Annotated in this window: 25 protein-coding genes and 1 pseudogene; 16 read left to right on the forward strand and 10 right to left on the reverse strand. The window is 68.3% G+C overall.

Features of this window, described 5'->3' with window-relative positions; all coding sequences use genetic code 11:
* Position 1: 1 nt before the first annotated feature.
* The 6 genes from Q0907_RS01510 (at position 2) to Q0907_RS01535 (ending at position 5,618) form a co-directional block, all read left to right on the forward strand.
* Positions 2 to 727 carry an ABC transporter ATP-binding protein gene (locus Q0907_RS01510; RefSeq protein WP_299340845.1) on the forward strand — a complete coding sequence of 242 codons (726 nt, stop codon included), beginning with the start codon at positions 2 to 4 and terminating at the stop codon, positions 725 to 727.
* Positions 724 to 1,965 (forward strand): ABC transporter permease, encoded by a 1,242-nt coding sequence (locus Q0907_RS01515; protein WP_299340848.1) that lies wholly within the window; start codon positions 724 to 726, stop codon positions 1,963 to 1,965. The genes Q0907_RS01510 and Q0907_RS01515 overlap by 4 nt, the downstream gene beginning before the upstream one ends.
* A gap of 71 nt (positions 1,966 to 2,036) precedes the next feature.
* On the forward strand, positions 2,037 to 2,993 hold the full coding sequence (locus Q0907_RS01520) for an isoaspartyl peptidase/L-asparaginase (RefSeq protein ID WP_299340851.1): 957 nt from the start codon (positions 2,037 to 2,039) through the stop codon (positions 2,991 to 2,993).
* On the forward strand, positions 2,993 to 3,709 hold the full coding sequence (locus Q0907_RS01525; protein WP_299340854.1) for a sigma factor: 717 nt from the start codon (positions 2,993 to 2,995) through the stop codon (positions 3,707 to 3,709). Before Q0907_RS01520 ends, Q0907_RS01525 begins: the two co-directional genes overlap by 1 nt.
* Positions 3,688 to 4,065, forward strand: coding sequence for a VOC family protein (locus tag Q0907_RS01530; RefSeq protein ID WP_296282752.1), 378 nt, complete (start codon positions 3,688 to 3,690; stop codon positions 4,063 to 4,065). The genes Q0907_RS01525 and Q0907_RS01530 overlap by 22 nt, the downstream gene beginning before the upstream one ends.
* Before the next feature lie 179 nt (positions 4,066 to 4,244).
* Positions 4,245 to 5,618, forward strand: a complete 1,374-nt coding sequence (locus tag Q0907_RS01535) for a S8 family peptidase (protein ID WP_299340857.1) — start codon at positions 4,245 to 4,247, stop codon at positions 5,616 to 5,618.
* 65 nt (positions 5,619 to 5,683) lie between these two features.
* On the opposite strand, the gene Q0907_RS01540 is transcribed toward Q0907_RS01535, so the two are convergent.
* A complete protein-coding gene (locus Q0907_RS01540) occupies positions 5,684 to 6,421 on the reverse strand; it encodes an SGNH/GDSL hydrolase family protein (protein ID WP_299340860.1) in 738 nt (245 codons plus the stop codon).
* A 218-nt stretch (positions 6,422 to 6,639) separates the two neighbouring features.
* On the opposite strand from Q0907_RS01540, the gene Q0907_RS01545 reads away from it, so the two are divergent.
* The 8 genes from Q0907_RS01545 to Q0907_RS01580 all read left to right on the forward strand — a co-directional run bounded on the left by Q0907_RS01545 (position 6,640) and on the right by Q0907_RS01580 (position 12,341).
* Positions 6,640 to 7,020 (forward strand): diacylglycerol kinase, encoded by a 381-nt coding sequence (locus tag Q0907_RS01545; protein WP_299340863.1) that lies wholly within the window; start codon positions 6,640 to 6,642, stop codon positions 7,018 to 7,020.
* Positions 7,021 to 7,049: 29 nt separating this feature from the next.
* A complete protein-coding gene (locus tag Q0907_RS01550; protein WP_296282748.1) occupies positions 7,050 to 7,784 on the forward strand; it encodes a TerC family protein in 735 nt (244 codons plus the stop codon).
* 158 nt (positions 7,785 to 7,942) lie between these two features.
* Positions 7,943 to 8,584, forward strand: a complete 642-nt coding sequence (locus tag Q0907_RS01555; protein WP_296282747.1) for a LemA family protein — start codon at positions 7,943 to 7,945, stop codon at positions 8,582 to 8,584.
* A 9-nt stretch (positions 8,585 to 8,593) separates the two neighbouring features.
* Positions 8,594 to 9,496: a TPM domain-containing protein gene (locus Q0907_RS01560; RefSeq protein WP_299342592.1), complete on the forward strand. Its 903-nt coding sequence runs from the start codon at positions 8,594 to 8,596 to the stop codon at positions 9,494 to 9,496.
* Positions 9,496 to 9,987 carry a TPM domain-containing protein gene (locus Q0907_RS01565; protein ID WP_299340866.1) on the forward strand — a complete coding sequence of 164 codons (492 nt, stop codon included), beginning with the start codon at positions 9,496 to 9,498 and terminating at the stop codon, positions 9,985 to 9,987. The genes Q0907_RS01560 and Q0907_RS01565 overlap by 1 nt, the downstream gene beginning before the upstream one ends.
* Positions 9,988 to 10,140: 153 nt before the next feature.
* On the forward strand, positions 10,141 to 11,019 hold the full coding sequence (gene lgt, locus Q0907_RS01570; RefSeq protein WP_299340869.1) for a prolipoprotein diacylglyceryl transferase: 879 nt from the start codon (positions 10,141 to 10,143) through the stop codon (positions 11,017 to 11,019).
* Positions 11,020 to 11,048: 29 nt separating this feature from the next.
* Positions 11,049 to 11,843, forward strand: coding sequence for a thymidylate synthase (locus Q0907_RS01575; RefSeq protein ID WP_299340872.1), 795 nt, complete (start codon positions 11,049 to 11,051; stop codon positions 11,841 to 11,843).
* A gap of 3 nt (positions 11,844 to 11,846) precedes the next feature.
* Complete coding sequence (locus Q0907_RS01580) at positions 11,847 to 12,341, forward strand: dihydrofolate reductase (RefSeq protein ID WP_299340875.1); 495 nt, start codon at positions 11,847 to 11,849, stop codon at positions 12,339 to 12,341.
* 78 nt (positions 12,342 to 12,419) lie between these two features.
* Here the strand turns inward: Q0907_RS01580 and Q0907_RS01585 are convergent, their stop codons facing one another.
* The 9 genes and pseudogenes from Q0907_RS01585 to Q0907_RS01625 form a co-directional block, all read right to left on the reverse strand.
* Positions 12,420 to 13,274 carry a symmetrical bis(5'-nucleosyl)-tetraphosphatase gene (locus Q0907_RS01585; RefSeq protein ID WP_299340877.1) on the reverse strand — a complete coding sequence of 285 codons (855 nt, stop codon included), beginning with the start codon at positions 13,272 to 13,274 and terminating at the stop codon, positions 12,420 to 12,422.
* Positions 13,275 to 13,284: 10 nt separating this feature from the next.
* Positions 13,285 to 13,665 (reverse strand): Co2+/Mg2+ efflux protein ApaG, encoded by a 381-nt coding sequence (gene apaG, locus Q0907_RS01590; RefSeq protein WP_296278861.1) that lies wholly within the window; start codon positions 13,663 to 13,665, stop codon positions 13,285 to 13,287.
* 58 nt (positions 13,666 to 13,723) lie between these two features.
* Positions 13,724 to 14,509 (reverse strand): 16S rRNA (adenine(1518)-N(6)/adenine(1519)-N(6))-dimethyltransferase RsmA, encoded by a 786-nt coding sequence (gene rsmA / locus Q0907_RS01595; protein WP_299340879.1) that lies wholly within the window; start codon positions 14,507 to 14,509, stop codon positions 13,724 to 13,726.
* A gap of 96 nt (positions 14,510 to 14,605) precedes the next feature.
* A complete protein-coding gene (gene pdxA, locus Q0907_RS01600; protein ID WP_299340881.1) occupies positions 14,606 to 15,592 on the reverse strand; it encodes a 4-hydroxythreonine-4-phosphate dehydrogenase PdxA in 987 nt (328 codons plus the stop codon).
* A gap of 34 nt (positions 15,593 to 15,626) precedes the next feature.
* Positions 15,627 to 16,919: pseudogene (locus tag Q0907_RS01605) on the reverse strand (peptidylprolyl isomerase); the annotation flags it as partial.
* The gene (lptD, locus tag Q0907_RS01610; protein ID WP_299340883.1) at positions 16,916 to 19,381 is read right to left on the reverse strand and encodes an LPS assembly protein LptD; all 2,466 of its coding nucleotides are present in this window, start codon (positions 19,379 to 19,381) and stop codon (positions 16,916 to 16,918) included. The gene lptD and the pseudogene Q0907_RS01605, both read right to left, overlap by 4 nt.
* A 125-nt stretch (positions 19,382 to 19,506) precedes the next feature.
* Complete coding sequence (locus Q0907_RS01615) at positions 19,507 to 20,415, reverse strand: histone deacetylase family protein (RefSeq protein WP_299340885.1); 909 nt, start codon at positions 20,413 to 20,415, stop codon at positions 19,507 to 19,509.
* A 266-nt stretch (positions 20,416 to 20,681) separates the two neighbouring features.
* Positions 20,682 to 21,239: a cob(I)yrinic acid a,c-diamide adenosyltransferase gene (locus Q0907_RS01620; RefSeq protein WP_296278855.1), complete on the reverse strand. Its 558-nt coding sequence runs from the start codon at positions 21,237 to 21,239 to the stop codon at positions 20,682 to 20,684.
* Between the two features lie 17 nt (positions 21,240 to 21,256).
* Positions 21,257 to 21,859, reverse strand: coding sequence for a hypothetical protein (locus Q0907_RS01625; protein WP_299340887.1), 603 nt, complete (start codon positions 21,857 to 21,859; stop codon positions 21,257 to 21,259).
* Between the two features lie 97 nt (positions 21,860 to 21,956).
* Here Q0907_RS01625 and ubiH point away from each other — a divergent pair, with 97 nt between their 5' ends.
* On the forward strand, positions 21,957 to 23,165 hold the full coding sequence (gene ubiH / locus Q0907_RS01630) for a 2-octaprenyl-6-methoxyphenyl hydroxylase (protein ID WP_299340889.1): 1,209 nt from the start codon (positions 21,957 to 21,959) through the stop codon (positions 23,163 to 23,165).
* Complete coding sequence (locus Q0907_RS01635) at positions 23,162 to 24,349, forward strand: UbiH/UbiF family hydroxylase (RefSeq protein ID WP_299340892.1); 1,188 nt, start codon at positions 23,162 to 23,164, stop codon at positions 24,347 to 24,349. Before ubiH ends, Q0907_RS01635 begins: the two co-directional genes overlap by 4 nt.
* The last annotated feature ends 46 nt before the right edge of the window (positions 24,350 to 24,395 follow it).

Genomic DNA, 24,395 nt, shown 5'->3' on the forward strand with positions numbered 1-24,395 from the left:
CATGCCGTCCGCGACTGCCGGCGACCGCGTGCCGGTCATCCAGACGCACGCGCTGGGCAAGGTGTATTCCGCCGGGACCGAGGCGGAGGTCGTCGCGCTTCGCGGCGTGGACATGCGCGTGGACCGCGGCGATTTCGTCGCGATCATGGGACCGTCAGGCTCGGGCAAGTCCACGCTGATGAACCTGATCGGCTGCCTGGACACGCCCAGCGACGGGCGCTATCTATGCGACGGCATCGACGTGGCGACGCTGGATGCCGAACAACTGGCGATCCTCCGCCGCGAGAAGATCGGCTTCGTGTTCCAGGGCTTCCACCTGCTGCCGCGCATGACCGCGCTGGAGAACGTGGCGATGCCGCTAGGCTATGCGCAGGTACCCCCCGGCGAACGTGCCGAGCGCGCGCGCCAGGCGCTGGCCGCCGTCGGCCTGGCCGAGCGCGCCTGCCACCGTCCCAACGAACTGTCGGGTGGCCAGCAACAGCGCGTGGCCATTGCGCGTGCGCTGATCAACCAGCCCCCGATCCTGCTGGCCGACGAACCCACGGGCGCGCTGGACAGCAAGACCGGCGAAGAGATCCTTTCGCTGTTCAAGCGCCTGCGCGACGACGGCCACACCGTCATCCTGATCACCCACGACGCCGAAGTCGCCGCGCATGCCGACCGCATCCTGGTGATGCGCGATGGCGAACTGCACGAAGACCTGGACCATGCGGGAGGCCGGCCATGAAGTTCTCCGACATCCTGCGCACCGCGCTGCATGCGTTGCGCGGCAACTGGATGCGCAGCGCGCTGACCTCGCTAGGGGTCATCATCGGCATCGCCGCCGTCATCGTCATGGTGTCGGTAGGCCAGGGCACGCAGGCGGAAATCGACAAGCTGGTCTCCGGCCTGGGCTCGCAGCGCCTGGACATCAGCCCGGGCGCGGGCCGCGGTCCCGGCGGCGGTGGCGTACGCATGAGTTCCAGCAGCTTCTACACGCTGAAGGAAGGCGACGTGGAGGCGATCCGCAACGAGATCCCGGAAGTGCAGTACGTGGCCGGTGCGTTGCGGGGCAATACGCAGATCGTGTTCGCGGAGAACAACGCATCGACCAGCTGGCAGGGCGTGCAGGCGGATTTCTTCGACATCAACGGCTGGGTCGTCGCCAATGGCGAGGGCTTCGATGCGCAGGACTACTCCAGCGCCGGCAAGGTCGTGATCCTGGGCGAGACGGTGCGTCGCACGCTGTTCGGCGAGGACAGCGGCGTCGGCCAGACCGTGCGCCTCGGGCGCGTGCCGTTCACCGTCGTGGGTACCCTGGCGCCGAAGGGGCAGGGGGGCTTCGGCCAGGACCAGGACGACGTGATGATGGTTCCGCTGGAAACCGCGCGCCGGCGCCTGCTCGGGTCGATGGGCCTGCCGCCGGGCGCCGTGATGCAGGTGGCGCTGACGGTGGCCGATGCCAAGGACCTGAGTTACGTGCAGGGCGAGGTGGAAGCGCTGCTGCGCCAGCGGCACAAGATCAACCCGGGCGAAGAGGACGACTTCAACGTCCGCAACATTTCCGAGATCGTCGCCACGCGCACGGCCACGACCAAGCTGATGTCGCTGCTGCTCGGCGCGGTGGCGACCATTTCACTGATCGTGGGCGGCATCGGCATCATGAACATCATGCTGGTGTCGGTGACCGAGCGCATCCGCGAGATCGGCCTGCGGATGGCGGTAGGTGCGGGACCCGGCGACGTTCGCCGGCAATTCCTCGCCGAGGCGATGTTGCTGTCGCTGGGCGGCGGCGTGCTGGGTATCGTCATCGGCGTGGCCGGTGCATTGCTGGTCGGCCAGTTCAGCGAACTGCCGGTGGCATTGAACGGGCAGGTCATCGGCCTGGCGGCCGGCTTCTCGATCGCCACCGGCCTGTTCTTCGGCTACTACCCGGCGCGCAAGGCCTCGCAGCTTGACCCGATCGAGGCGCTGCGCTCGCAATAGGCCGTCGGGGGCTGGTGCGCTGCGGTCGCGGGAGTATGCTGGGTGCCCGTCGTGCCCACCGGTCCCGCGCCATGAGCCCGCATTCCTCCCGCCGGCCGCTTGCATTGGCGATCCATGGAGGCGCCGGCGTCATCGAACGGGGCAGCCTTGGCGCCGAGGCCGAAGCCGCGATCCACGCCGACCTCGCGCGTGCGCTCGATGTCGGGCACGCCATCCTCGCCACGGGCGGCAGCGCGCTGGATGCGGTGGAAGTCGCGGTGACGGTGCTGGAGGATTCTCCCTACTTCAACGCCGGTCGCGGCGCGGTGTTCACCGCCGAGGGCCGGCACGAGCTCGATGCGTCGATCATGGACGGGCGCCATCGTCGCGCGGGCGCGGTGGCCGGCGTCATGACGGTGCGTCATCCGGTGCGCTTGGCGCGGCGCGTGCTGGAGGATTCCCCGCATGTCTTCCTGATCGGCGATGGAGCGGAGCAGTTCGCCGATACGCAGCCCGGCATCGAACGCGTGCCGAACGGCTGGTTCTCGACCGAGGCGCGGCGCATGCAGTTGCGGGACGCGCAGCAGCGCGAGCAGCAGGCGTGGAACGGCAACGACGATCTGCGCGGACGCTACTTCGGTACGGTCGGTGCGGTGGCCCTGGACAGTCGCGGGCACGTCGCGGCTGCGACGTCGACCGGCGGCATGACCAACAAGCGCTGGGGCCGGGTGGGCGATTCGCCGGTGATCGGCGCCGGGACCTGGGCCGATGCGCGCTGCGCCGTCTCGTGCAGCGGGTGGGGCGAGTTCTACATCCGCAACGCGGTCGCCCACGACATCGCGGCACGGGTCGCCTACCGGGGCGATCGCCTCCAGGATGCGGTGGAGGATGTCGTCCTCGGCGATGTCCCGCAGCATGGCGGCGACGGCGGCGCCATCGCGTTGGATACCGATGGCAATGTATCGCTGGTGCTCAACACGCGTGGCATGTACCGCGGATGGGTGTTGCCGGACGGCACGCGGGGCACCGCGATCTACCAGGAGGCCTGATGCCGGCGGCACCGGGCGGGAGCGAAGCCACGCTGACGCACGAGGACTATCGCGCCCTCCGTGCGCAGGCGTTGCGGTTGTGCCGGCGCGCGCATGAAGCGGACGACCTGGTGCAGGAGGCGTTGCTCGCGGGACTGCTGGCCGGGCGGCACGATCTGCCATGGCTGTCGGGTGTCGTGCGCAACCAGGCCGCGATGGCTGCCCGCGCCGCCGGACGTCGCCGCCGGCGCGAGGCCGAGGCGGGCCTGTTGGCCGGCAGCGAAGAAAGCCCGTCGCCACACGGCCTCACCAGCGGTTCCACCGCCTGCCCGCCGTGGCTGGCCGCGTTGCCGCCCTCCGCACGCAGGCTGGCGATACTCGCGCTGCATGGCCTGTCGGCGGACGAGATCCGCTGGATCCTGCGCATCGAACCGACCGCTTTCCGCCAGCGCCTGACCCGCATCCGCAAGGCGCTCGCCGCACAGTCGCCGGCAGCGCGTGCGGAAAGCATCGCGCTCGCGCACCAGCGCGATCCGGCGCGCAGCGTGGACCTCGCCTTCGGCCTCGCCCGGCGCGCGCTGAAGGCGGCCATGCAGGCGGGCGAGGGGCTGGGTACGCATGATCCGGACGGTCATCTGATCCTGATCGATGCCGGTGCTCACACTTCGCCTTCCCGCGGCAACGTACGGAAGGGAATCACACAGGAGGACATCCCATGCTCGGACACTGCAAGGTAGGCGCCATCGTGTTCTTCGTTTCCGACCTGGCCCGGTCGGTTGGCTTCTATCGCGACACCCTGGGCCTGCCCATCGCCGCGATGGACGGGCATGACGGGCCGTTCGCGATGGGCGAGGTGGGCGAACTCGCCCTGGTGCTCATTCCACGGCCTGCGCGCGCAGGCGAATCGCCAGTCGTCGTCTTCAGCCTGGACGGGGGCATCGATGACCACGCGGAAGCGCTGGCTGCGAAGGGCGTGGACATCGTGGTGCCGGTCAGCGAATCGCCCGATGGCGGACTGTCGCTGGATTTTCTCGACCCCGATGGCAACGTGCTGAGCCTGCACCAGAACGAGGGTGCGCCACGGCGGCGGTGACCGCGCGATTCTTCCGCCGATGCGAACCATTCCCATGGCTACCGGTGGCAGGGTTCCGGCGCGCGACAGAGGAGAAAATGTTAGCTGAAAATCCATATCTAGAACGAAAATTACAAGCTAGATTCGACCCACTGCGCTGTCCCGCGCGGCAATCACAACACTCGGAGTCGGATCGGCTTATGAAGAAGAATCGCATGGCGGTGTGGGTGGGTTTGGCACTCGTGACGATGGGCGCGGCGCAAACCGCGAGCGCGGGTGGCAGGCCGGATCTGGTGATCAAGGGATTGAAGGCGGGCCAGCCGCACGTCAGTGGCGAGTTGCTGGTGAAGTATCGCGATGGCGCCGTGCTGGCTGACCGTGATGCGGTGGTGCAGGGCCTCGGTGCGCAGAAGCTGGAGACGGTGCGTCGCGGCAATGGCCGCAGCGGCGAAATCGCCCTGCTCAAGCTGCCAGGCAACGTGGATCTGTCCGCCGCCGTGCAGGTGCTGAGTGCAGACCCTGCCGTCGAGTACGCCGAGCCGAACTGGACCTACCAGCACAACGCCGTCTCCAACGACACCTATTCCACCAACGGGTCGCTGTGGGGCATGTACGGCGATGCGGGCACGCCCGCCAACGTCTATGGCTCGCAGGCGTCCGAGGCCTGGGCCGCCGGCCATACGAGTTGCGGCAACGTGGTGGTCGGGGTGATCGATGAAGGCATCTACTTCAATCATGAAGACCTCACCGCGAACATCTGGACCAATCCCTACGACCCGGTCGATGGCGTGGACAACGACGGCAACGGCTACGTGGACGACGTGCGTGGGTGGGACTTCGACGGCAACACCAACGACATCAACTCCGGCGGCGCCAACGACGACCATGGCACCCACGTGGCCGGCACCATCGCCGGTGTCGGTGGCAATGGCAAGGGCGTGGCCGGCGTGTGCTGGAGCGGCGTGAAGCTGATCAGCGGCAAGTTCCTCGGCCGTCGTGGCGGCAGCACGGCCAATGCCATCAAGGCGCTGGACTATTTCACCGACCTGAAGACGCGTCATGGCCTGAACCTGGTCGCGACCAACAATTCGTGGGGCGGTGGCGGCTACTCGCAGGCGCTCAGCGATGCCATCGACCGGGCCGGCCAGGCGGAGATCCTGACGATCGTCGCGGCAGGCAACGACAGCGTCAATTGCGAAGGCAACACCTCGGGGGCGTGCTACCCGGCGTCGTATCCCAACGCCAGCATCATTTCGGTGGCGGCGCTGCGGTCCACCGGCGCGCTGGTCTACAACTACGGTGTCACCACGGTGGACCTGGGCGCGCCCGGTTATGGCATCTGGTCGACCGTGCCGAAGGCATCGAAGGGCAGCGTGGTCTCCGGTTATGCCAGCTACAGCGGCACCTCGATGGCCACGCCGCACGTCACCGGTGCAGCTGCACTCTACGCATCCACGCGTCCCGGCGTGACGGCAGCGCAGATAAAGGCGGCGATTCTCGGCTCCACGGTGCCCACGCCTTCGCTGCAGGGCAAGACGGTCACCGGCGGACGCCTCAACGCCAGCGGCTTCTGATCCGCGCAGGCGATGCAACGAAGAAGCCCGGCATCGCCGGGCTTCTTTTTTTTTTGCGGACGCGGTTACTTGAGGTAGGGCGCGATCACGCGCTGCCAGATGACGTAGCCGGCACGGTTCAGGTGCAGCCGGTCCTCGATGAACAAGGATTCGTCCGGCTGGCCGCTGGCGTCCAGCATGGGCGTGAAGATGTCGATGTAGTCCACGCCCAGGCGCTTGGCTTCCGCCGCGATCAACCTGTTCGCCTCCCGCTGAACGGACAGCAGCTGCGCGCGCGACGGGCTGGGCTTGTTGCTGATGTACGCGATCCTGGTTTTCGGCAGGTCGCGGCGCACGCGTTCGACGAAGGCGATGAAGTCCGCATGCAGTTGCTGCGGCGTGCGCCCCGCGTTGAGGTCGTTGTCGCCGGCATAGATCAGGATCTGCCGCGGCGCGTACGGGACGACGATGCGGTCGGCATACCACGTGCTGTCGCGCAGTTCGGAACCGCCGAAGCCCCGGTTGATCACCGGCACGCCCGGGAAGTCCTGCGCCAGCGTATCCCAGAAGCGGATCGACGAGCTGCCGATGAACAGCACGCCCCCGCGCGGCGGCGGCGACTGCGCGTCGGCCGCCTCGAAGCGCTGCATGTCGGCTTCCCAGGCCGGGCTTGAGACCTGTTCGGGGATCCGCGGTGCCTCCTTGGCTGAAACCGGTGTCGCGGCCGTGGCCGGGGTCGTGGGTGGGCTTCCGGCACAGGCGGCCAGCAGTGCGGCCAGTGCGGAGGCGATCAGCGGCAGGCGTGCGGTATTCAGGAAGGGCACGAGGGGGAGGTCTCCTTGGACGCGGGCAAGCTAGTGGACCAGCCCGTTCCCGGGGATGCAAACCGCTGGCGAGGCGGCCCGAGATCGCCTTGTGGCAAAATTGGACGCTTGGGCGCGATGCATGCGCCGGCTCCACCCGACACCTCCCTCTGCTGGATCCGGCTTCGGCCCGACCGGCTGGGGCCGATGCGGGACCCCTTTCCGCCTCAACCCGCCCCATGGCAGACGAAACCGGACACTTCCCGCGCGGCCCCGGCCGCATCCTGAAAGCCACCGTCTGGTCCCTGCAGGGACTGCGCGCGGCGTGGATGCACGAATCCTCGTTCCGCCTCGAGGTCTACCTGCTGGTGGTGATGGCACCCTTGGCGCTGTGGCTGGGCAAAACCGGCCTGGAGCGCGCGGTGATGATCGGCAGCTGCCTGCTGGTGCTCGCGGCGGAACTGCTGAACTCCGCGGTGGAAGCGGTGATCGAGCGCTACGGTCCCGAACACCACGAGCTGGCCGGTCGCGCCAAGGACATGGGCTCCGCTGCCGTGTTCGTGCTGATGATGAACGTGCTGCTGTGCTGGGCGCTGATCCTCGCACCACGCTACCTGTGAATTTTTGATCCGAACCTAGGTACCCCCCGATGATGGAATTGCTTACCGATCCGCAGGTGTGGATCACGCTGGTCACGCTGAGTGCGATCGAGATCGTGCTGGGCATCGACAACCTGGTCTTCATCTCCATCGCGGTCAGCAAGCTGCCGCCGCACCAGCGCGAAGTGGCGCGCAAGTTCGGCATCGCGGTGGCGTGCATCACCCGCATCCTGCTGCTGTTGACCCTTGCGTGGCTGGCCGGCCTGACCGCCGACCTCTTCACTTTGTTCGGCCAGGGCATCTCGGTGCGCGACCTGGTGCTGATCCTGGGCGGCGTGTTCCTGCTGGTGAAGGGCACCAAGGAAATCCTGGAGCTGGTCAAGGGCGAGCCCGATTCGGAAGACGTGCATACGCGTCCCGCCGCTTCGTTCGCCGGCGTGATCGCGCAGATCGCGGTGATCGACATCGTGTTCTCGCTCGACTCGGTGATCGCGGCCGTGGGCATGGCCAACCACACCCCGGTGATGGTGGCGGCAATCCTGTTGGCCGTGGCGGTGATGCTGCTGGCGGCGCGCCCGCTGGGCCAGTTCATCGACAACAACCCGACCATCAAGATGCTGGCGCTGGCCTTCATCGTGGCGGTCGGCGCGTACCTGCTGCTGGACGGCTTCGAGATGCACATCCCGAAGGGTTATCTGTACGGTGCGATGGCCTTCTCTGCCGTGGTCGAGTGCCTCAACCTGTGGGCGAAGAAGCGCGCCAGCCAGCGCATGCTGCGCGAGTGAATCCGCGCCTCGCGAAGGCCCGGCGAAAGGCTCCCTCGGGAGCCTTTCGTTTTTCACGGAAGCCTAACGAAGCGCCGCAGGTGTGATCGGCGCACCTGCTTGCGCCTTCACGGGCAAGGTGCTGCAATCAGTTCGTCCGCCCTAGGGAGTGTCGTGCCATGCGCCAGGTGTCGCGTCTGTGGTTGATCGTCGTGCTGGTCGCGCTGTTGTCCGGTTGCGGGTACAACGCCATCCAGCAGAAGGACGAAGCGGTGAAGGCCGGCTGGTCGGAAGTCCTGAACCAGTACAAGCGCCGCGCCGACCTGATCCCCAACCTGGTCAAGACCGTGCAGGGCTACGCCCAGCAGGAGCGCCAGGTGCTGACCGACGTGACCAACGCGCGTGCGCGGGTGGGGCAGATCCAGGTCAATGCCGACGATGCGGCATCGCTGCAGCAGTTCCAGCAGGCGCAGGGCGAGTTGTCCAGTGCGCTGTCGCGTCTGCTGGTGGTGACCGAGAACTATCCCAACCTGAAGTCCGACCAGTCCTTCCGCGACCTGCAGGCGCAACTGGAAGGCACGGAAAACCGCATCACCGTCGCACGCGGCCGCTACATCCAGACGGTGCAGGACTACAACACCTACATCCGCCAGTTCCCGCAGGTGATCACGGCCAAGATCACCGGCGCCAAGGAGAAGCCGAACTTCACCGTCGAGAACGAGGCCGCGATTTCCGAAGCGCCTGCCGTCGATTTCGGCACCCCGCCGCCGGCCGCGCCGCAGGCGCCCACACCGCCGCCACCGCCGTCGCCCGGCAACTGAGCCACGCCGATCGCCGCCCTGCTGCGCGCGCTGGCGCTCTTCCTGCTGCTGGTGGCAGCGCCCGCATGGGCGCAGTCGCTGGCCGCGATCCCTGCGTTGGATTCGCCGGTGGTCGACACCACCGGCACGCTGGATGCCGCGCAGAAGCAGCAGCTCGAACAGCAGGCGCTGGCGTTGCAGCAGCGCAAGGGCAGCCAGTTGCAGGTGCTGATGGTGGCGACCACGCAGCCGGAGACCATCGAGCAATACGCGCAGCGCGTGTTCGACCAATGGAAGCTCGGCCGCAAGGGCGTGGACGACGGCGTGTTGCTGCTGGTCGCGAAGGAGGACCGCCGTGTGCGCATCCACCCCGGCTACGGACTGGAAGGTGCCATCCCCGATGCCATCGCCAACCGCGTCATCCAGGAGTATCTGGCACCGAAGTTCCGCGAGGGTGACTTCGGTGGCGGTATCGCCGATGCCACGGCGACCCTGGTGAAACTGATCGACGGCGAAACGCTGCCGGCCCCGGTCAGCACGCATCGCGCCAGTCCGGGCGGCGGTCGGGGTGGCGACTGGATCTTCGCCCTTTTTGCGGCCTTCATCGTGGCGACCCTCGTGCGCGGCATGTTCGGTCGCGCACCTGCGGGGTTGCGAGGCCTGTTCACCGGCGGCGCCGCCGCCGGGGTGGCGCTGCTGCTGTCTTCGCTCATTCCCGCCGGCATCGCGGGCGTGTTCGGCCTGCTGTACGGCCTGGCCTCGGTGTCGACCCGCGGTGGTTATGCCCGGCACCGCGATTGGGGCGGCTGGGGTGGCGGCGGAGGCGGCTGGGGAGGGGGTGGCTTTGGTGGGGGCGGGGGTGGCTTCGGCGGCGGTGGCTGGGGCGGAGGTGGCGGGATGTCCGGAGGCGGTGGCGCCTCGGGGAGCTGGTGATGCGCCTGCTGCGCCATCTGTTCGCCCGTTCCGCCCGGCGGCTGTTCCCCGAGGACAGCCTGCACCGCATTACCGGTGCCATCGCGGCAGGCGAGCGGCTGCATCGCGGCGAGGTGATGTTCGCGGTGGAGTCCAACCTGCCGCCGAGCGCCGTGATCGCGGGCGTGGATCCGCGGCAGCGCGCGCATGAGGTATTCGTCCGCCTGCGCACCTGGGATACGGAAGCGAACAACGGCGTGCTGATCTACCTGCTGCTCGCCGACCATCGCATCGAGATCGTGGCCGATCGCGGGCTGGCCGGCCGGGTCAGTGAGGCGCAGTGGCGCGAGGTCTGCCAGCTGATCGAGACGGGCATGGGCGAGGGCCGGGCCGAGCAGGCTGTCCTGGATGGCATCGCGGCGACCTCGGCGTTGCTGGCCCAGTATTTCCCGCAGCAGTCGGGCCAGGCCGACGAGGACGAACTGCCCAACCGTCCGCACCTGCTGGACTGATATCGGAGCCGTAGAGCGGAGCGTGCTCCGCTGACGTGATGCCCGGCTGCTCTCGCTCGGCCGGGCAGGCTCGGCGCTACGCGGGCGGCCAGTCATCCACGCACGGGGCGGGTGGGGCAGAATAGTCGCTCCCCACCGGCACTGCCGAGGCGCATGATCTACCTTCACCAGATCGACCCGATCATCTTTTCGCTGGGACCGGTCAAGCTGCACTGGTACGGCTTGATGTACCTGCTGGCGTTCGTCACCGCCTGGTGGCTGGGACGCCTGCGCGCCTCGCAGGGACGCCTGCCCGGCGTCAATGCGGATGCGTTCTCCGACCTGATGTTCTACGCGATGCTTGGCGTCGTGCTGGGCGGGCGTATCGGCTATGTGCTGTTCTATGGGTTCGGCACTTTCCTCGACAACCCGTTGTCGATCTTCAAGGTGTGGGAAGGCGGCATGAGCTTCCATGGTGGCCTGCTCGGCGTGATGGCCGTGGCGCTCTGGTGGTCGCGCAAGCACCGTTTGCACTTCTTCGACACGATGGATTTCGTCGCGCCGCTGGCCGCGCCCGGGTTGGGCTTCGGCCGGCTGGGCAACTTCATCGGCGCCGAGTTGTGGGGCAAATACACGCATGCCAACTGGGGCGTGATCTTCCCGACGGATCCTGAGCTGCGCAACTTCGATGCGCTGCAGCTCAAGGCGCAGTACGCCGCGGGCGCGTTGAACCAGTTCGCCCGCCATCCCTCGCAGCTCTATCAGGCCTTCCTCGAAGGGTTGGTGATGTTCGTCGTGCTGTGGACGGTCTCGCGCAAGCCGCGGCCGCGCTACCTCGTGTCGGGCCTGTTCGCGCTGATGTACGGCGTATTCCGCTTCCTGATGGAATTCGTCCGCGTGCCGGATGAAGGCCATTACGTCGCCTGGGGCTGGCTGACCAAGGGCCAGGTACTCAGCGTGCCGCTGGTGCTGCTGGGCCTGTACCTGCTGTGGCTGTCGCGCCGTGCGCCGACGCTGCAGCCCGTCGTTCCCGCGCCGGTCGCCGGCAAGTAAACCGTGAAGCCTTTCGCCGGAGACCAGGCATGAAGCAATACCTCGACCTGTTGCGCCATGTGCTGGAACAGGGTGCCGAGAAGTCCGACCGCACCGGCACCGGCACCCGCAGCGTGTTCGGCTGGCAGATGCGCTTCGACTTGAACGAAGGCTTCCCGCTGGTCACCACGAAGAAGCTGCACCTTCGCTCGATCATCCACGAGCTGCTGTGGTTCCTGAAAGGCGAAACGAACATCGCCTACCTGAAGGACAACAAGGTCAGCATCTGGGACGAGTGGGCCGACGAGCACGGCGAACTGGGCCCCGTGTACGGCAAGCAGTGGCGCAGCTGGGAGGGCGCCGACGGCAAGACCATCGACCAGATGCAGTGGCTGGTGGACGAGATCAAGCGCAATCCGGACTCGCGCCGCCTGGTGATCAGCGCCTGGAACGTCGCCGAACTGCCGAAGATGGCGCTGATGCCTTGCCACTCGCTGTTCCAGTTCTACGTCGTCGACGGCAAGCTCAGTTGCCAGCTCTACCAGCGCAGTGGTGACATCTTCCTCGGCGTGCCGTTCAACATCGCCAGTTATGCGCTGCTGACGCATATGGTGGCGCAGGCGACGGGCCTCGGTGTCGGCGACTTCGTGCACACGCTGGGCGATGCGCACCTGTATTCGAATCACTACGACCAGGCGCGCGAGCAGCTGGCGCGCGAGCCGCGCGCGCTGCCGAAGCTGCACCTCAATCCCGACGTCACCGACCTGTTCGGCTTCACCTTCGATGACATCGAGATCCATGGCTACGATCCGCATCCGGCGATCAAGGCGCCGGTGGCGGTTTAGCGGATGCGGATTTCGCTGGTCGCCGCTCTCGATCGCCATCGCGCCATCGGACGCGACAACGACCTGCCCTGGCGCCTGCCGGACGACCTGAAACGCTTCAAGGCGCTGACGCTGGGCAAGCCGGTGCTGATGGGGCGCAAGACCGCCGAATCCCTGGGGCGCGCGTTGCCTGGCCGTGTGAACCTGGTGCTGACACGCCGTGGCACCGTGCCGTTCGAGGGCATGCGGGCGGTCGCCTCCGTAGACGAAGCCATCGCGGTCGCCGATGCGCAAGGTGCCGACGAGCTGTGCGTGATCGGCGGTGGCGAGGTCTATGCGCTGACCCTGGATCGCGCGGATGTACTGCACCTCACCGAGGTCCACACCAAGGTGGAGGATGCGCATGCGTTCTTCCCGTCCTTCGATCCGACGGCTTGGCGCGAAGTCAGTCGCGAACCGCATCCGGCAGATGCGAAGCACGCGTTGGCCTTCGACTTCGTCGAGTACCGGCGCGTCTGACCGAACGTAGCGTGCGCCATGCGCACGACTGCGCGGTGCTGGGTCCATGCGGTCGTGCGCATGGCGCACGCTACGCACTCAATCCTTGGGCAATTCGCCCTTGGGTGGCGGCGGAACGTCACGGCCCTGTACTTGCACCAGCCGGATCTCGTCGGTGTCCAGCTGCAGCGCGGTGAGCTTGCCGCCCCACACCGCACCGGTGTCGATCGCGTGCACGCCATGGCCGATCATCAGGCCCAGCGTGGACCAGTGGCCGCAGACGATCTTCAGGTCCCGCTCGGCGCGGCCGGGGACTTCGTACCAGGGATACAGGCCCTGGGCCTGGCGGCCCGGCGCGCCCTTCTCCTCGATCGCCATGCGCCCGCGCGGCGTGCAGTAGCGCATGCGCGTGAGCACGTTGATGATGGCGCGCGAGCGGTCGTGCCCCGAGAGGTGCGGCGCCCAGTTCGGTTTGTCGCCGTACATGTTGCGGAACAGCTTGCGGTAGGCGTTGCCGTGCAGCTGCACTTCCACTTCGCGCGCGTGTTTTTCCGCGAGGGCGGTGGTCCACTTCGGCGCGAGCCCGGCGTGCACCATCATCCAGCCCAGTTCACGGTCCACGTGCACCAGTTTCTGCAGGCGCAACCAGTCCAGCAGTTCGCGGGCATCGTCGGCCAGCACCACGCGTTGCAGGTCGGGATTGACCTTGCGCTGTTCGTCCGGCGAGCGTTCGCCGATCGCCAGCAGGGAGAGATCGTGGTTGCCCAGCACCACCACGCAGTGATCGCGCAGCGAATGCACCAGCCGCAGCGTTTCCAGCGACTGTCCGCCGCGGTTGACGAGGTCGCCGCAGAACCAAAGCCGGTCCTGCGCCGGATCGAAGCGGATCTTCTCCAGCAGGCGCTGCGTCGCGTCGTAGCAGCCCTGCAGGTCGCCGATGGCCCAGACGGTCATCGCGGCGGACTCAGTGCAGGGTCCGCGGGACGGACAGGGTGAAGGCGGCGATGGGCGCGTCGAACCGGGTGCCGTCGTCGGCGAGCATGTCGTAGCGTCCCTGCATGGTGCCCAGTGCGGTTTCCAGGATGGCGCCGGAGGTGTAGCGGAAGTCTTCGCCCGGCCTCAGCCAGGGCTGTTCGCCGACCACGCCTTCGCCTTCCACTTCCTCCACCTTGCCGTTGGCGTCGGTGATGATCCAGTGCCGGCGAAGCAGCTGCGCCGGCACGCGGCCGCGGTTGTGGATGCGGATCGTGTACGCGAACACATAGCGCCCGTCCTCGGGCGCTGACTGGTCATCCAGGAAGCGCGTGGCGACATCCACGTCGATGGCGTAATCGGGGGAATCCATGCGTTCAGTGTATGCAAACGCGCGTAAAAGCGGAAACAACGCGGCGCGATGCCGCAACTCAGTCGTCCGCAGGCAGGTTGGCGAGGCGGACGAAACCATCCACGTCGACCTGTTCGGCACGCGCGTCCGGACGCAGGCCGGCGGCTTCGATCTGGTCCGTCGTGCACGTGCCACCCAGTGCATTGCGCAGGGTCTTGCGCCGCTGGCCGAACGCCGCGCGCACGACGGCCTCGAAGCGGCCAGGGTCGCTGATGCCGATGGACGTGGCATCGCGGGGCACCAGCCGGGCCACCGCCGAATCGACCTTCGGCGGCGGACGGAACGCGCCGGGCGGGACGACGAACAGCGCGTCCACGCGGCAGTACGCCTGCAGCATCACGCTGAGACGGCCGTAGACCTTGCTGCCGGGCTCGGCGGCCATGCGGTCCACCACCTCCTTCTGCAGCATGAAGACCATGTCGCGGATCGAGGCGGCGTGTTCGATGGCATGGAACAGGATGGGCGACGACAGGTTGTACGGCAGGTTGCCCACCAAGCGCAGTTTTTCGTCGCCGGCGAGCTTGCCGAAGTCCACGTCCAGGACGTTCTTGTGGATGATCGTCAGCCGGCCCACGCCCTCCGACGCTTCCATCAGCGGCGTGATCAGGTCGCGGTCGAACTCGATCGCCGTCAGCTCGCCATGCTTGCGCAGCAGTGGGAACGTGATCGCGCCCTGGCCCGGCCCGATCTCAACCAACCGGTCGCCAGGCTGCGGATTCACCGCCATCACGATCTTGTCGATGTAGCTGCGGTCGGTCAGGAAGTGCTGGCCGAGGGACTTCTTCGGGGGAGCCTTGAAGGACATGGGGGCGCGGAGCCTTTGAAAGCAGAAAAGAGTGTGTGGAAGTGAGGGGCGAGCAGGGCAGGCGGGAGCGACGGGGCGCGACATCTCCCTCACTCCTCACTGTTCTCCGCTCACTCCTCGCCGTAACGCCATGCGCGCACAGGTGGCCACGGCGGCGAACAGGCTGGCGGGATCGGCGATGCCCTTGCCGGCAAGGTCGAGCGCGGTGCCGTGGTCGACCGCTACGCGCGGATACGGCAGCCCCAGCGTCAGGTTCACCGCCTGCTCGAAGCCGCTGTACTTGAGGACCGGCAGGCCCTGGTCGTGATACATCGCGACCACGGCATCGAAGCCCCGCAGTTTCTGCGGCAGGAACGCGGTATCGGCGGGTAGCGGACCTTCAAGGCGCAGGCCGTCCGCGCGCAGGGCGTGCAACACAGGCTCGATGACCTCGATTTCCTCATTGCCGAGGTGGCCGGCTTCGCCCGCATGCGGGTTCAGGCCGAGCACGGCGATGACCGGGTCGGCGATGCCGAAGTCACGGCGCAGCGCGGCATGCGTGATGCGCAGTACCTGCTCCAGCCCACCGGGCGTGATGGCGTCGGGAACAGCCCGCAAGGACAGGTGCGTGGTCGCCAGCGCGACGCGCACGATGTCGTTGGCCAGCATCATCACCACTGGACAGTCCGCCTGTTCCGCCAGCAGTTCCGTCGTGCCCCGGTAAGCGATGCCGCCGGCGTTGATCGCCGCCTTGTGCACGGGGCCGGTGACCAGGCCGTCGAGATCGCCCCGCAGACAGGCGCCGGCCGCATGCGTCAGCGCATCGATGACCGCGCGCGCGTTGCGCGGCTCGGTCGCGCCGAAGGCGTTTGGGACAGCGTTGGGGAGGGGGTGCAGGCGCAGATCGCCCGGCTGCCGCGCGACCTCATGCTCGGCGAGCAGGCGGAGCGGCAGACCAAGCGCATCGGCTGCCGCCCCCAGCGTGACGGCATCGCCAAAGGCGAGGAGGGTGCAATCGTCGCGCACCTGCTGCGCCAGACGCACGCAGAGTTCGGGTCCGATGCCGCCCGGCTCGCCCGGAACCAGCGCGAGCCGCGGTACCACGTCAGCCGCCCGGCGTGGTCTCGGCGCCGGCATTGCGGAAGCTCACGTAGGCTTCGCCACGCAGTTCCTGCAGATAGCGGTTGTACTCGTCTTCCGCCTTGCGGCGGCCGATGGTTTCGCGCACCTGGGCGCGGCGGTTCTGGTCGGTCACATCCGTCTGGCGGCTGCCCACGCGCTGCACGATGTGCCAGCCCGCGTCGGTGCGGAACGGCGGGCTGACCTGGCCGTCTTGCAGGCCGGTGACCTGCTGGCCGAAAGCCGGACCGAACGCCTCGGCGGGGAACCAGCCCAGGTCGCCGCCTTCATCGCGGCTGTTGGCGTCCTCGGTGGATTCCTTGGCGACTTCGACGAAGTCAGCGCCGCCGGCGATGCGGGCGCGCAGCGTATCGATCTTGGCCTTGGCGGCGTTCGCGTCCTGCGTCGGCGTGATGCGGATCAGGATGTGGCGCGCGTTGTACTCGGTGACCGACCGCTGTTCGGCTTTCGCGCCGTCGCGCACTTCCACCAGCTTCAACAGCTGGAAGCCGCTGGGGCCGCGCAGTGGGCCGACCACCTGGCCGGGGCTCATGCCCTTCAGCATTTCCACGAACGCGGTGGGGATCTCGTCCGGGCTGCGCCAGCCGAGGTCGCCGCCTTCCAGGGCGTTGGGGCTGTCCGAGTAGCGCACGGCGGCGGCGGAGAAATCCAGCTCGCCCTTGTCGACAAGCGCCTTGACGCCGTCGATCTTGCTCTTGCCGGTATTGATCTGTTCCGCACTGGCGCCATCGGGCAACGCCACCAGGATGTGCGCGAGGTGGTACTGGACCTGTCCGGTGGCCTGCGCGGCGAGCGCGGCATCGACCTCGCCTTCGCTCACCTGCACGCGGCTCTGGGCGAAGCTCTGGCGGAGGCGCTGGATCGTCACCTCATCGCGCAGCGAACTGCGGAACTCGGCGAACGACATGCCGTCGGCTTCCAGCCGCTGGCGCAGGCCGTCGGGCGTGGTGCCGTTCTGCTGGGCGACCGCGTTGACCGCATTGTTGAGTTCAGCGTCGCTGATGCGGATGCCGCTTTCGGCTGCGCGCGCGACCTGCAGCTTGACCAGCACCAGTCGCTCCAGCACCTGGCGCTCCAGCACGTTGCGCGGCGGAAGCTGGCCAGGCTGGTTGGCGTACTGGGTCAGCACGTTCTGCACCGCGCGGTCCAGCTCGCTCTGCAGCACGACATCCTCGTTGACGACGGCGGCGATGCCGTCCAGGCGCTGCAGGGTCTGGGCCTGCACCGAGGTAGCGACCGTCGACAGGGTCAGCAGGCCGGCGATGAGGAAGCGGGAAAACGGCTTGGTCATGGCAATGGATCCGGAGCGTAAGAGGTGTCGTCCGGTCGCTGCGCGATATTGCTCGGCGGGACGAGATAGAGGTCGTCTCGGTAGTAACCGAGAATAGCACGGCGCAAGGTGCGGTCCGTGTCCTGGCCGGCCGAGCCCAGGCCTTTCAGGACGAATTCCACCTGGAATCCGGTGTTCATTTCGCCCTCGCGGTTGCGCACGTAGCGGCGTACCAGCGCGCGCACGGCCAGGCAGCAGCTGTCCCACTGCACGCCGGCGACGCCTTCCAGCAGACCCGGCTCCTGGTCGGTCGCGGCATCGCGATAGAAGGAATGGTAGTAGCGTCCCACCACGCTCCACGCCGGCGTCACCGGGTAGAGGAACGAGAAGTCGGCCTGCTCCAGCAGGTCGCGGCGGCGGCGGTACGTGATGTTGACCACGCCGTCGTCCGGCAGCAGGTAGCGGGCACGCACGCTGGCCAGGTCTTCGCGGCGGAATTTCGGGTCCCACTGATAGGAAGCGCCGATGGTCCAGCGATCCGTCGGCGCGTAGTTGGCGTCGACGACCCAGGCCGACTTGCCTTGCGCAAGGGGGACCTCGTTCGGCGCGGTGACGCGCACGTCGTCGAAGTAGCGGATCTGGCCGATGCTGGCCGACAGGCGTTCGAAACCATCCTTCTGCCGCAGCAGGCGCGTGGTCAACGCCAGCGTCAGCTGGTTCGCGTCGGTCTGGCGGTCCGGTCCGGTGTACCGGTTGTCGCGGAACAGCTGCCCGTAGCTGAAGTTGAACGGACGCGTGTCGAAGATCGGCAAGCCGTCTTGTTCGCGATACGGCGCGTTGAGGTAGAACAGGCGCGGCTCGAGCGTGTGCAGGAAGCGGTCGCCCTTGATCTCGGTTTCACGGTCGAAGTACACGCCCGCATCGAACGAGCCGATCGGCAGGCTGCGGCTGGGCGAACGATCATAGAACTCGGCGATCTGTGCCGCGCTCACCGGTTGCCCCGCGGCGATGCCATACGCGGCGCGCGCACGATCGGTGGCGATCGTCTGGGCCAGGTCGGCATCCAGCCTGTACTCGGTATGGCGATAGGCCAGCGTGGGCGTGACGTACCAGGACGCGCCCTGGATGGGGAACGAGATGGTCGGCTTGAGGTCGATGCGGCTGCCGCCGGCAAGTTCGTCGTGCTGGAAGCGCACCGCTTCCGCATGGCCGCCCACGTTGATCCAGCGGCTCAGCGGCTGGCTCCAGTTGAAGTAGGTGCGGGGCAGGCGGTTGTAGGGCAGCGAGGCTTCGGTGCTCAGGTAGTCGGAGAGTTGCCAGTGGTCGGCCATCAGGCCGGTGCTCCAGTACTCCCCGGCGCCGTAGATGCCGGCCGTGCTGGTGACGGAGGAGTACGCCTGGCCGAACAGCGAATTGCCGAAGTCCTCCTGGTAGCGCGCGTCGCTCAGCCAGATCAGGTTGGCGCGCGCCTGCCAGTTCGGACTGAACCGGTGGTCGCCTTCGAACGACAGAAAGCCGCGGCCGTCGTCCGGATCGGGATTGTTCGGATTGAGGGGATCGTAGTCCGCCTCGTTCATGCGGTCGCGGACCAGGTCGTCCTTGGTCATCCAGGTGCCCTGGATCTCGCCGCGTCCCTTCTCGTACAGATAGCGGAATTCCGCGCCCATCTGGAACCCGCGTTCGCTCATGTAGCGCGGTTCCAGCGTCGCGTCGTAGTTCGGCGCCAGGTTGAGGTAGATCGGCTGCTTCCAGTCGAAGCCGTTCCGGCCGGACAGGCCGATCGCCGGGTACAGCAGGCCGGTGTGGCGCTGGTCGTCGATGGGGAACTTCAGGTACGGCACGTACAGCACCGGCACCTTGCCCAGGCGGATGGTCGCGCCACGGGCCACGCCCCATCCGTCGTCGGTGTTGATGTCGATGCGGCGCGAGCGCAGTTCCCAGCGGCGGTCGTCGGGATCGCAGGTGGAATAGGTGGAGTGCAGCAGGCTGCCCTCCGGTCCCTTCATGTCGATGCGGTCGGCGCCACCGTTGCCGCGCCGGTCCACCAACTGGTAGCGCACGTTGTCGATCTGGTGCGTGTCGGCGCTCTGGTCGCCGCGGGCCGTGTCGGCGATCAGGCGGATGCCGGTGTCCTGGTACCGGATGTGGCCATCGGCGACGTACGTGTCCTTTTCCTGGTCGTACTTCAGGTTGTCGGCGCCCAGGAACTGGTCGCCGCGACTGAGGGCGACATTGCCCTGGTACTCGAGGTTGGCCTCGGTACCTCCCAGCTGGTCGCCTTCGATCGACGTCGGCTGACCGGCCCGCTGCTCGCGCGTGAGCTGGGGGTTGTCGGCCGACGGGGGCGCCGCCCCGCCGAATGCCGGGATGACATCCTGGATCGGGCACAGCGCCCAGCTTTCGGGCTTCTCATCGTCGGCCATCGCCGGCAGGCACAGGGCGATGCTGAAGGGCAACGGTAGCAGGCGAAGGGCGGTGCGCACGCGGTGCAAGGCTCGCTGTCGGACGAAAAACGGCCGTTAGCTTGCCCCATCCCATGCATGCGGGCAATGAAGGCCTCCGGCCGGTGTCGGTCGAGGTTCAGCGATTGGCCGGACTGCCGTGGCGATCAGCGCAGCGCGTCCACGTGGACCTTGGCGCAGTCGCTCAACGCCTCCAGGTCGTAGCCCCCTTCGAGCATGGACACCACGCGTCCGGCGGCATGCCGGTCGGCCAGGTCGCGCAGCTGCCGGGTCAGCCAGCCGAAGTCGTCGGTTTCGAGCATCAGGTCGGCCAGCGGATCGCGCATGTGCGCATCGAATCCGGCCGAGATCAGCAGCAGTTGCGGCTTGAAGTCGTCGAGCGCCGGCAGCAGTTCGTCGGCCCACGTGTTCTGGAAGCGGAACCCGCCGCTGCCCGGTGGCAGCAGCGCGTTGAAGACGTTGCCGACCCCCCGTTCGTACGGCGCGCCGCTGTGCGGATAAATGCCCGACTCGTGGCTGCTGAAGTAGGCCACGCGGGGGTCGTTGTAGAAGATGGCCTGCGTGCCGTTGCCGTGGTGCACGTCGAAGTCGATCACCGCGACGCGCTCAAGTCCGTGCCTGTCGCAGGCATGCGCCGCCGCGACGGCGATGTTGTTGAACAGGCAGAACCCCATCGCGGCCGTGCCGGTCGCATGGTGGCCGGGCGGCCGGACCGCGCAGAAGACGGTCCGGTCCTCGCCGTTCATCACGGCATCCACGCCTGCCACGCCGGCACCGGCGGCCCGCAACGCCGCGGCGCGCGAGGCTGGGGACATCACCGTGTCCGGGTCCAGCATGCGGTAGCCGGACACGTCCGCCTCCAGCACCTCCCGCACCAGCGCTTCGTCGTGCACGCGCCGCAGGTCGCCGAGCTTGGCGATCGGCGCCTCCCGCCAGTCGGCATCGGCGTGGTGCCGGCGCAGCGCATCCAGCACGACTTCCAGCCGGGCGGGCCGCTCCGGATGTTCCGGTCCGGGGTCATGGAGCAGGCAGGCGGGATGGGTGTAGATGATCACGGTGCCGGCATTGTCCGGGTTCGGGAAGTGGCGCAGACGGTCCCACGCGGTGGGGAGTCAGCGCCATTCTAAGCGCGGCCCTGTGGCGGCTGGCATTCGACCTTTCGGGGGCGGCGTGACGTGGCGTCCGCCGTCCGGGTCGCCGATGCTCTGTGCGAGCGCCTTAGGGTGCGATGCCCTGCCGGCGGGTCACCCCGCCGCATCGCGGGCAGGGCCCGCTCCTACCATGCTGCGGAGATCGGTGAGACCGCCCCGCGCTCAACGGCTCAGGCGTGGCGCCGCTCGTGTTTCCACAGCACTTCGCCGTGTCCGTCGGCGCGGGCCAGCACGCGGGCCAGCACGAACAGCAGGTCGGACAACCGGTTGAGATAGCGGATCGCTTCCGGGCGCACGGCGTCGTGACGGGCCAGCGTGACGGTTTCGCGCTCGGCCCGGCGCACGATGGTGCGGGCCAGGTGGCAACGCGAGGCCGCTTCGCCCCCTGCCGGCAGGATGAAGTCCTTCAGCGGCGGCAGGTCGTCGTTGTACTGGTCCAGTTGCTTTTCCAGCGCATCGACATCGTCACCGGTGATCGCCGCGTGGCCGGGAATGCACAGCTCGCCGCCCAGATCGAACAACTGGTGCTGCACGGTGGTCAACAGCGCGCGGATGTCGTCCGGCACGCTCGCCACCGCCAGCAGCACGCCGATGGCCGAATTGGCTTCGTCGACCGTGCCGTAGGCCGTGACGCGGGCCGAGTCCTTGCCCACGCGCGTGCCGTCGCCCAGGCCGGTGCTGCCGTCGTCGCCGGTGCGCGTGTAGATCTTCGAGAGGCGGTTGCCCATCGGCGCCCCGGGCCCGCTCAGCCGGCCGCGCGGCCGTGCGGCCGGGCCAGGCGCACCACCTGTCCGGCCAGTACGTGCACGATGACGGCCAGGCCCACGTAGATCGCGGCCACGCGCAGGTACGGCAGGTACCAGTCGCTGAAATTCTTCCACCAGCCGGCGACGGTGGGCTCGCTCACGACCGGGCTGAGCCAGTAGAAGCTGCCCTGGCTCAGCAAGTGGCAGACGGTGACCGAAGCCAGCAGCGTGCCGACCAGCAGCGCCAGCGTGCGGCCGTGGTTAGCGGTCTGGTAACGGCGAAGCAGCGCGCCACCCGCCCACATCGCACCGTAGGCCGGTACCAGGAACCAGTACGCCGGCGAAACGCAGTAATGCGTCCAGAAATTGATGCCCTGGCCGCTGATGACGATGTAGTCCACCGCCACGGCAGCCGCCATGAACAGCGGGAAAGCCCAGCGCGACCAGGTGCGCAGGTAATAGCCACCGATGAAGAAGGCCGCCCAGCTCGCGTCGGGCAACGGACCGATGTGACCGAAGGTCGTCGGCAGGTGCAGGCGGGTGAGGACCAGCAGGGCAGCGACCAGCATCAGCACGAGGGCGCGTTGGGAAGAGATATTCATCGGCACGGTTCCGGAGACTCAGCCCCGCATTCTACCGGAGCCTGCGCGTCGCATGCCCACGGACGGAGCGTGGGAGGCGGGGCGCTATCATGGCCCCATGAAAGAACGGCATGACGTGGTGATCGTGGGCGGGGGGCTGGTCGGCGCCAGCCTGGCCATCGCCCTGGACCGGCAGGGACGGGACGTCGCACTGGTGGAAGCCACGCCGGCCGGGCAGATGCCCGCGGTGTTCGACCAGCGCAATCTCAGTCTCGCCACGGCGACGGTCAATGCGCTCACCGCGCTGGGCGTCATGCAGCAGTTGCGCACGCCCACCGGACCGATCCGGCGCATCCATGTCAGCCGGCAGGGCGACTTCGGGCGGGTGAAGCTGGAGGCGGGGGACTACGGGCGCGAGGCTTTCGGCCAGGTCGTCGTGGCACGCGAGTTCGGCGAGGCGCTGGAGTCCAGCTTGGGCGGCCTGTCCCGGCTGACGCGCTACCGCCCCGCGCGCTTCGTGGGATTCGCGCCCGGCGAAGCGGGGCATCGCGCGCTGCGGGTCGCCGATGCGGACGGCGAGCGCACGTTGCACGCCCGCCTGGTGGTCGCTGCCGACGGAACCCGCAGTGCGGTGCGCGAGGCCCTCGGCATCGGTACGGATGAACACGACTACGGCCAGACGCTGTTCGTCGCCCGCGTGCGCGCCACGCATGCGCCGGACGGAACCGCCTTCGAACGCCTCGGCGGCGAGGGCCCCACGGCACTCCTGCCCCGTGGCGACCGTCACTGGGGCGTGGTGCACGGCGTGGCGCGGGAAGACGCCGACGACGTCGCCGCGCTGGATGACGCCGCCTGGCTGGCGCGGCTGCAGCGCGCGATCGGCTGGCGTATCGGCCGGCTGACCGCCAGTGGCGAGCGCAGCATGTATCCGATCGTCCGCGTGGTCGCGCAACGGCTGACCGCCGAGCGCGCGGTGGTGCTCGGGAATGCCGCGCAGACGATCCATCCCATCGGCGCGCAGGGCTTCAATCTGGGCCTGCGCGATGCCCTCACGCTGGCCGAAGAGATCGCCCGCCGCGACGATCCGGGCGATACCGCCAGCCTGGCTGCCTACGCCTCGCGCCGGCAGGAAGACCGCGACCGCACGCTGGCGTTCTCCGACGGCCTGGCACGGCTTACCGCCAATCCATCGCCGCTGCTGAAGCCGCTGCGCAGCCTGGGCCTGGTGGCGGTGGATGCGCAGCCTTCGCTGCAGTCGTTCCTGGTGGGGGGAGCGATGGGCTTCCGGGGCGACGTGCCGGCGCTGTGCCGCGGGGAGGCCGCATGAAGCGCCGGGGACAGATCGATGTCGCCGTCGTGGGCGGCGGAGTGGTGGGCGCGGCCTGCGCGCTGGTGCTGGCGCGCGAAGGGCTGCAGGTCGTCTTGGTCGAAGGCCGCGAGCCGTTGCGCTGGTCGCCGGCGCACCCGGATCTGCGCGTCTATGCGTTCGCGCCCGACAACGCCGCCTTGCTCGACGACGCCGGTGCCTGGGGCGCCATCCGCGACGCGCGCGTGCACCCGTATCGACGCATGCGCGTATGGGATGCCGGCAGTGGCGACGCATTGCGTTTCGACGCCGACACGCTGGGACGCACGCAGCTGGGCTGGATCGTCGAGCATGCGCTGCTGGTGGACCGGCTGTGGGCCGCCCTGCCATCGGCCGGTGTGCAGGTGCGCTGTCCGGCGCGCGTGGAGGCGCTGGAGCAGGACGAGAGCGGCGTCACCCTGCGGTTGGACGACGGTACGCGCCTCGATGCGCGTCTGGCAGTGGCCGCCGATGGCGCCGATTCCACCCTGCGTCGCCTGGCCGGTCTCGACGTCGCGACGCACGACTACGCGCAGCGGGGCGTGGTGGCATTCGTCCGGACGAGCATGCCGCACGAAGACACCGCCTGGCAGCGCTTCCTGCCGACCGGGCCGTTGGCCTTCCTGCCGTTCGCCGAGGGTCTCAGCTCGATCGTCTGGACGTTGCCGGACGGCGAAGCAGGACGCGTGCTCTCCTTGGACGATGCCGCCTTCGGTCGCGAGGTGACGCTGGCGATGGGGGGGCAGCTGGGCGATGTGGAAGCGGCCTCGCCGCGCGCGGCATTCCCGCTGAAGCGGCAACTGGCCAAGGACTACGTCGCCGGCCGCGTGGTCGTGGCCGGCGATGCGGCGCACGTGGTGCATCCGCTCGCAGGCCAGGGCGTGAACCTGGGCCTCCGCGACGTGGGCGCCTTGCGTGACGGGATCCGCGCCGCGCAGGCTCGGCGCGTCGACTGGTCCGCCACGCATCGGCTCGAGCGCTGGGCCCGCTCGCGCCGCAGCGAGAATGCGACCGCCGCGTATGCCTTCGAAGGCATCAACCGGCTGTTCTCGAACGACGACATGCACCTGACCCTCCTGCGCGGTCCGCTGCTGGGCCTGGCCGGCAGGCTGCCGCCGCTGGTGGATTTCTTCTGGCGCCACGCGGCCGGCCAGCGCCCGCGCTGACGCCGGCGGCACCCCGCATGCGATAGCCTCGCGATTCCCCACCCTG

Origin of the sequence: uncultured Pseudoxanthomonas sp., assembly GCF_947498795.1 — a bacterium.
Classification (GTDB): domain Bacteria; phylum Pseudomonadota; class Gammaproteobacteria; order Xanthomonadales; family Xanthomonadaceae; genus Pseudoxanthomonas_A.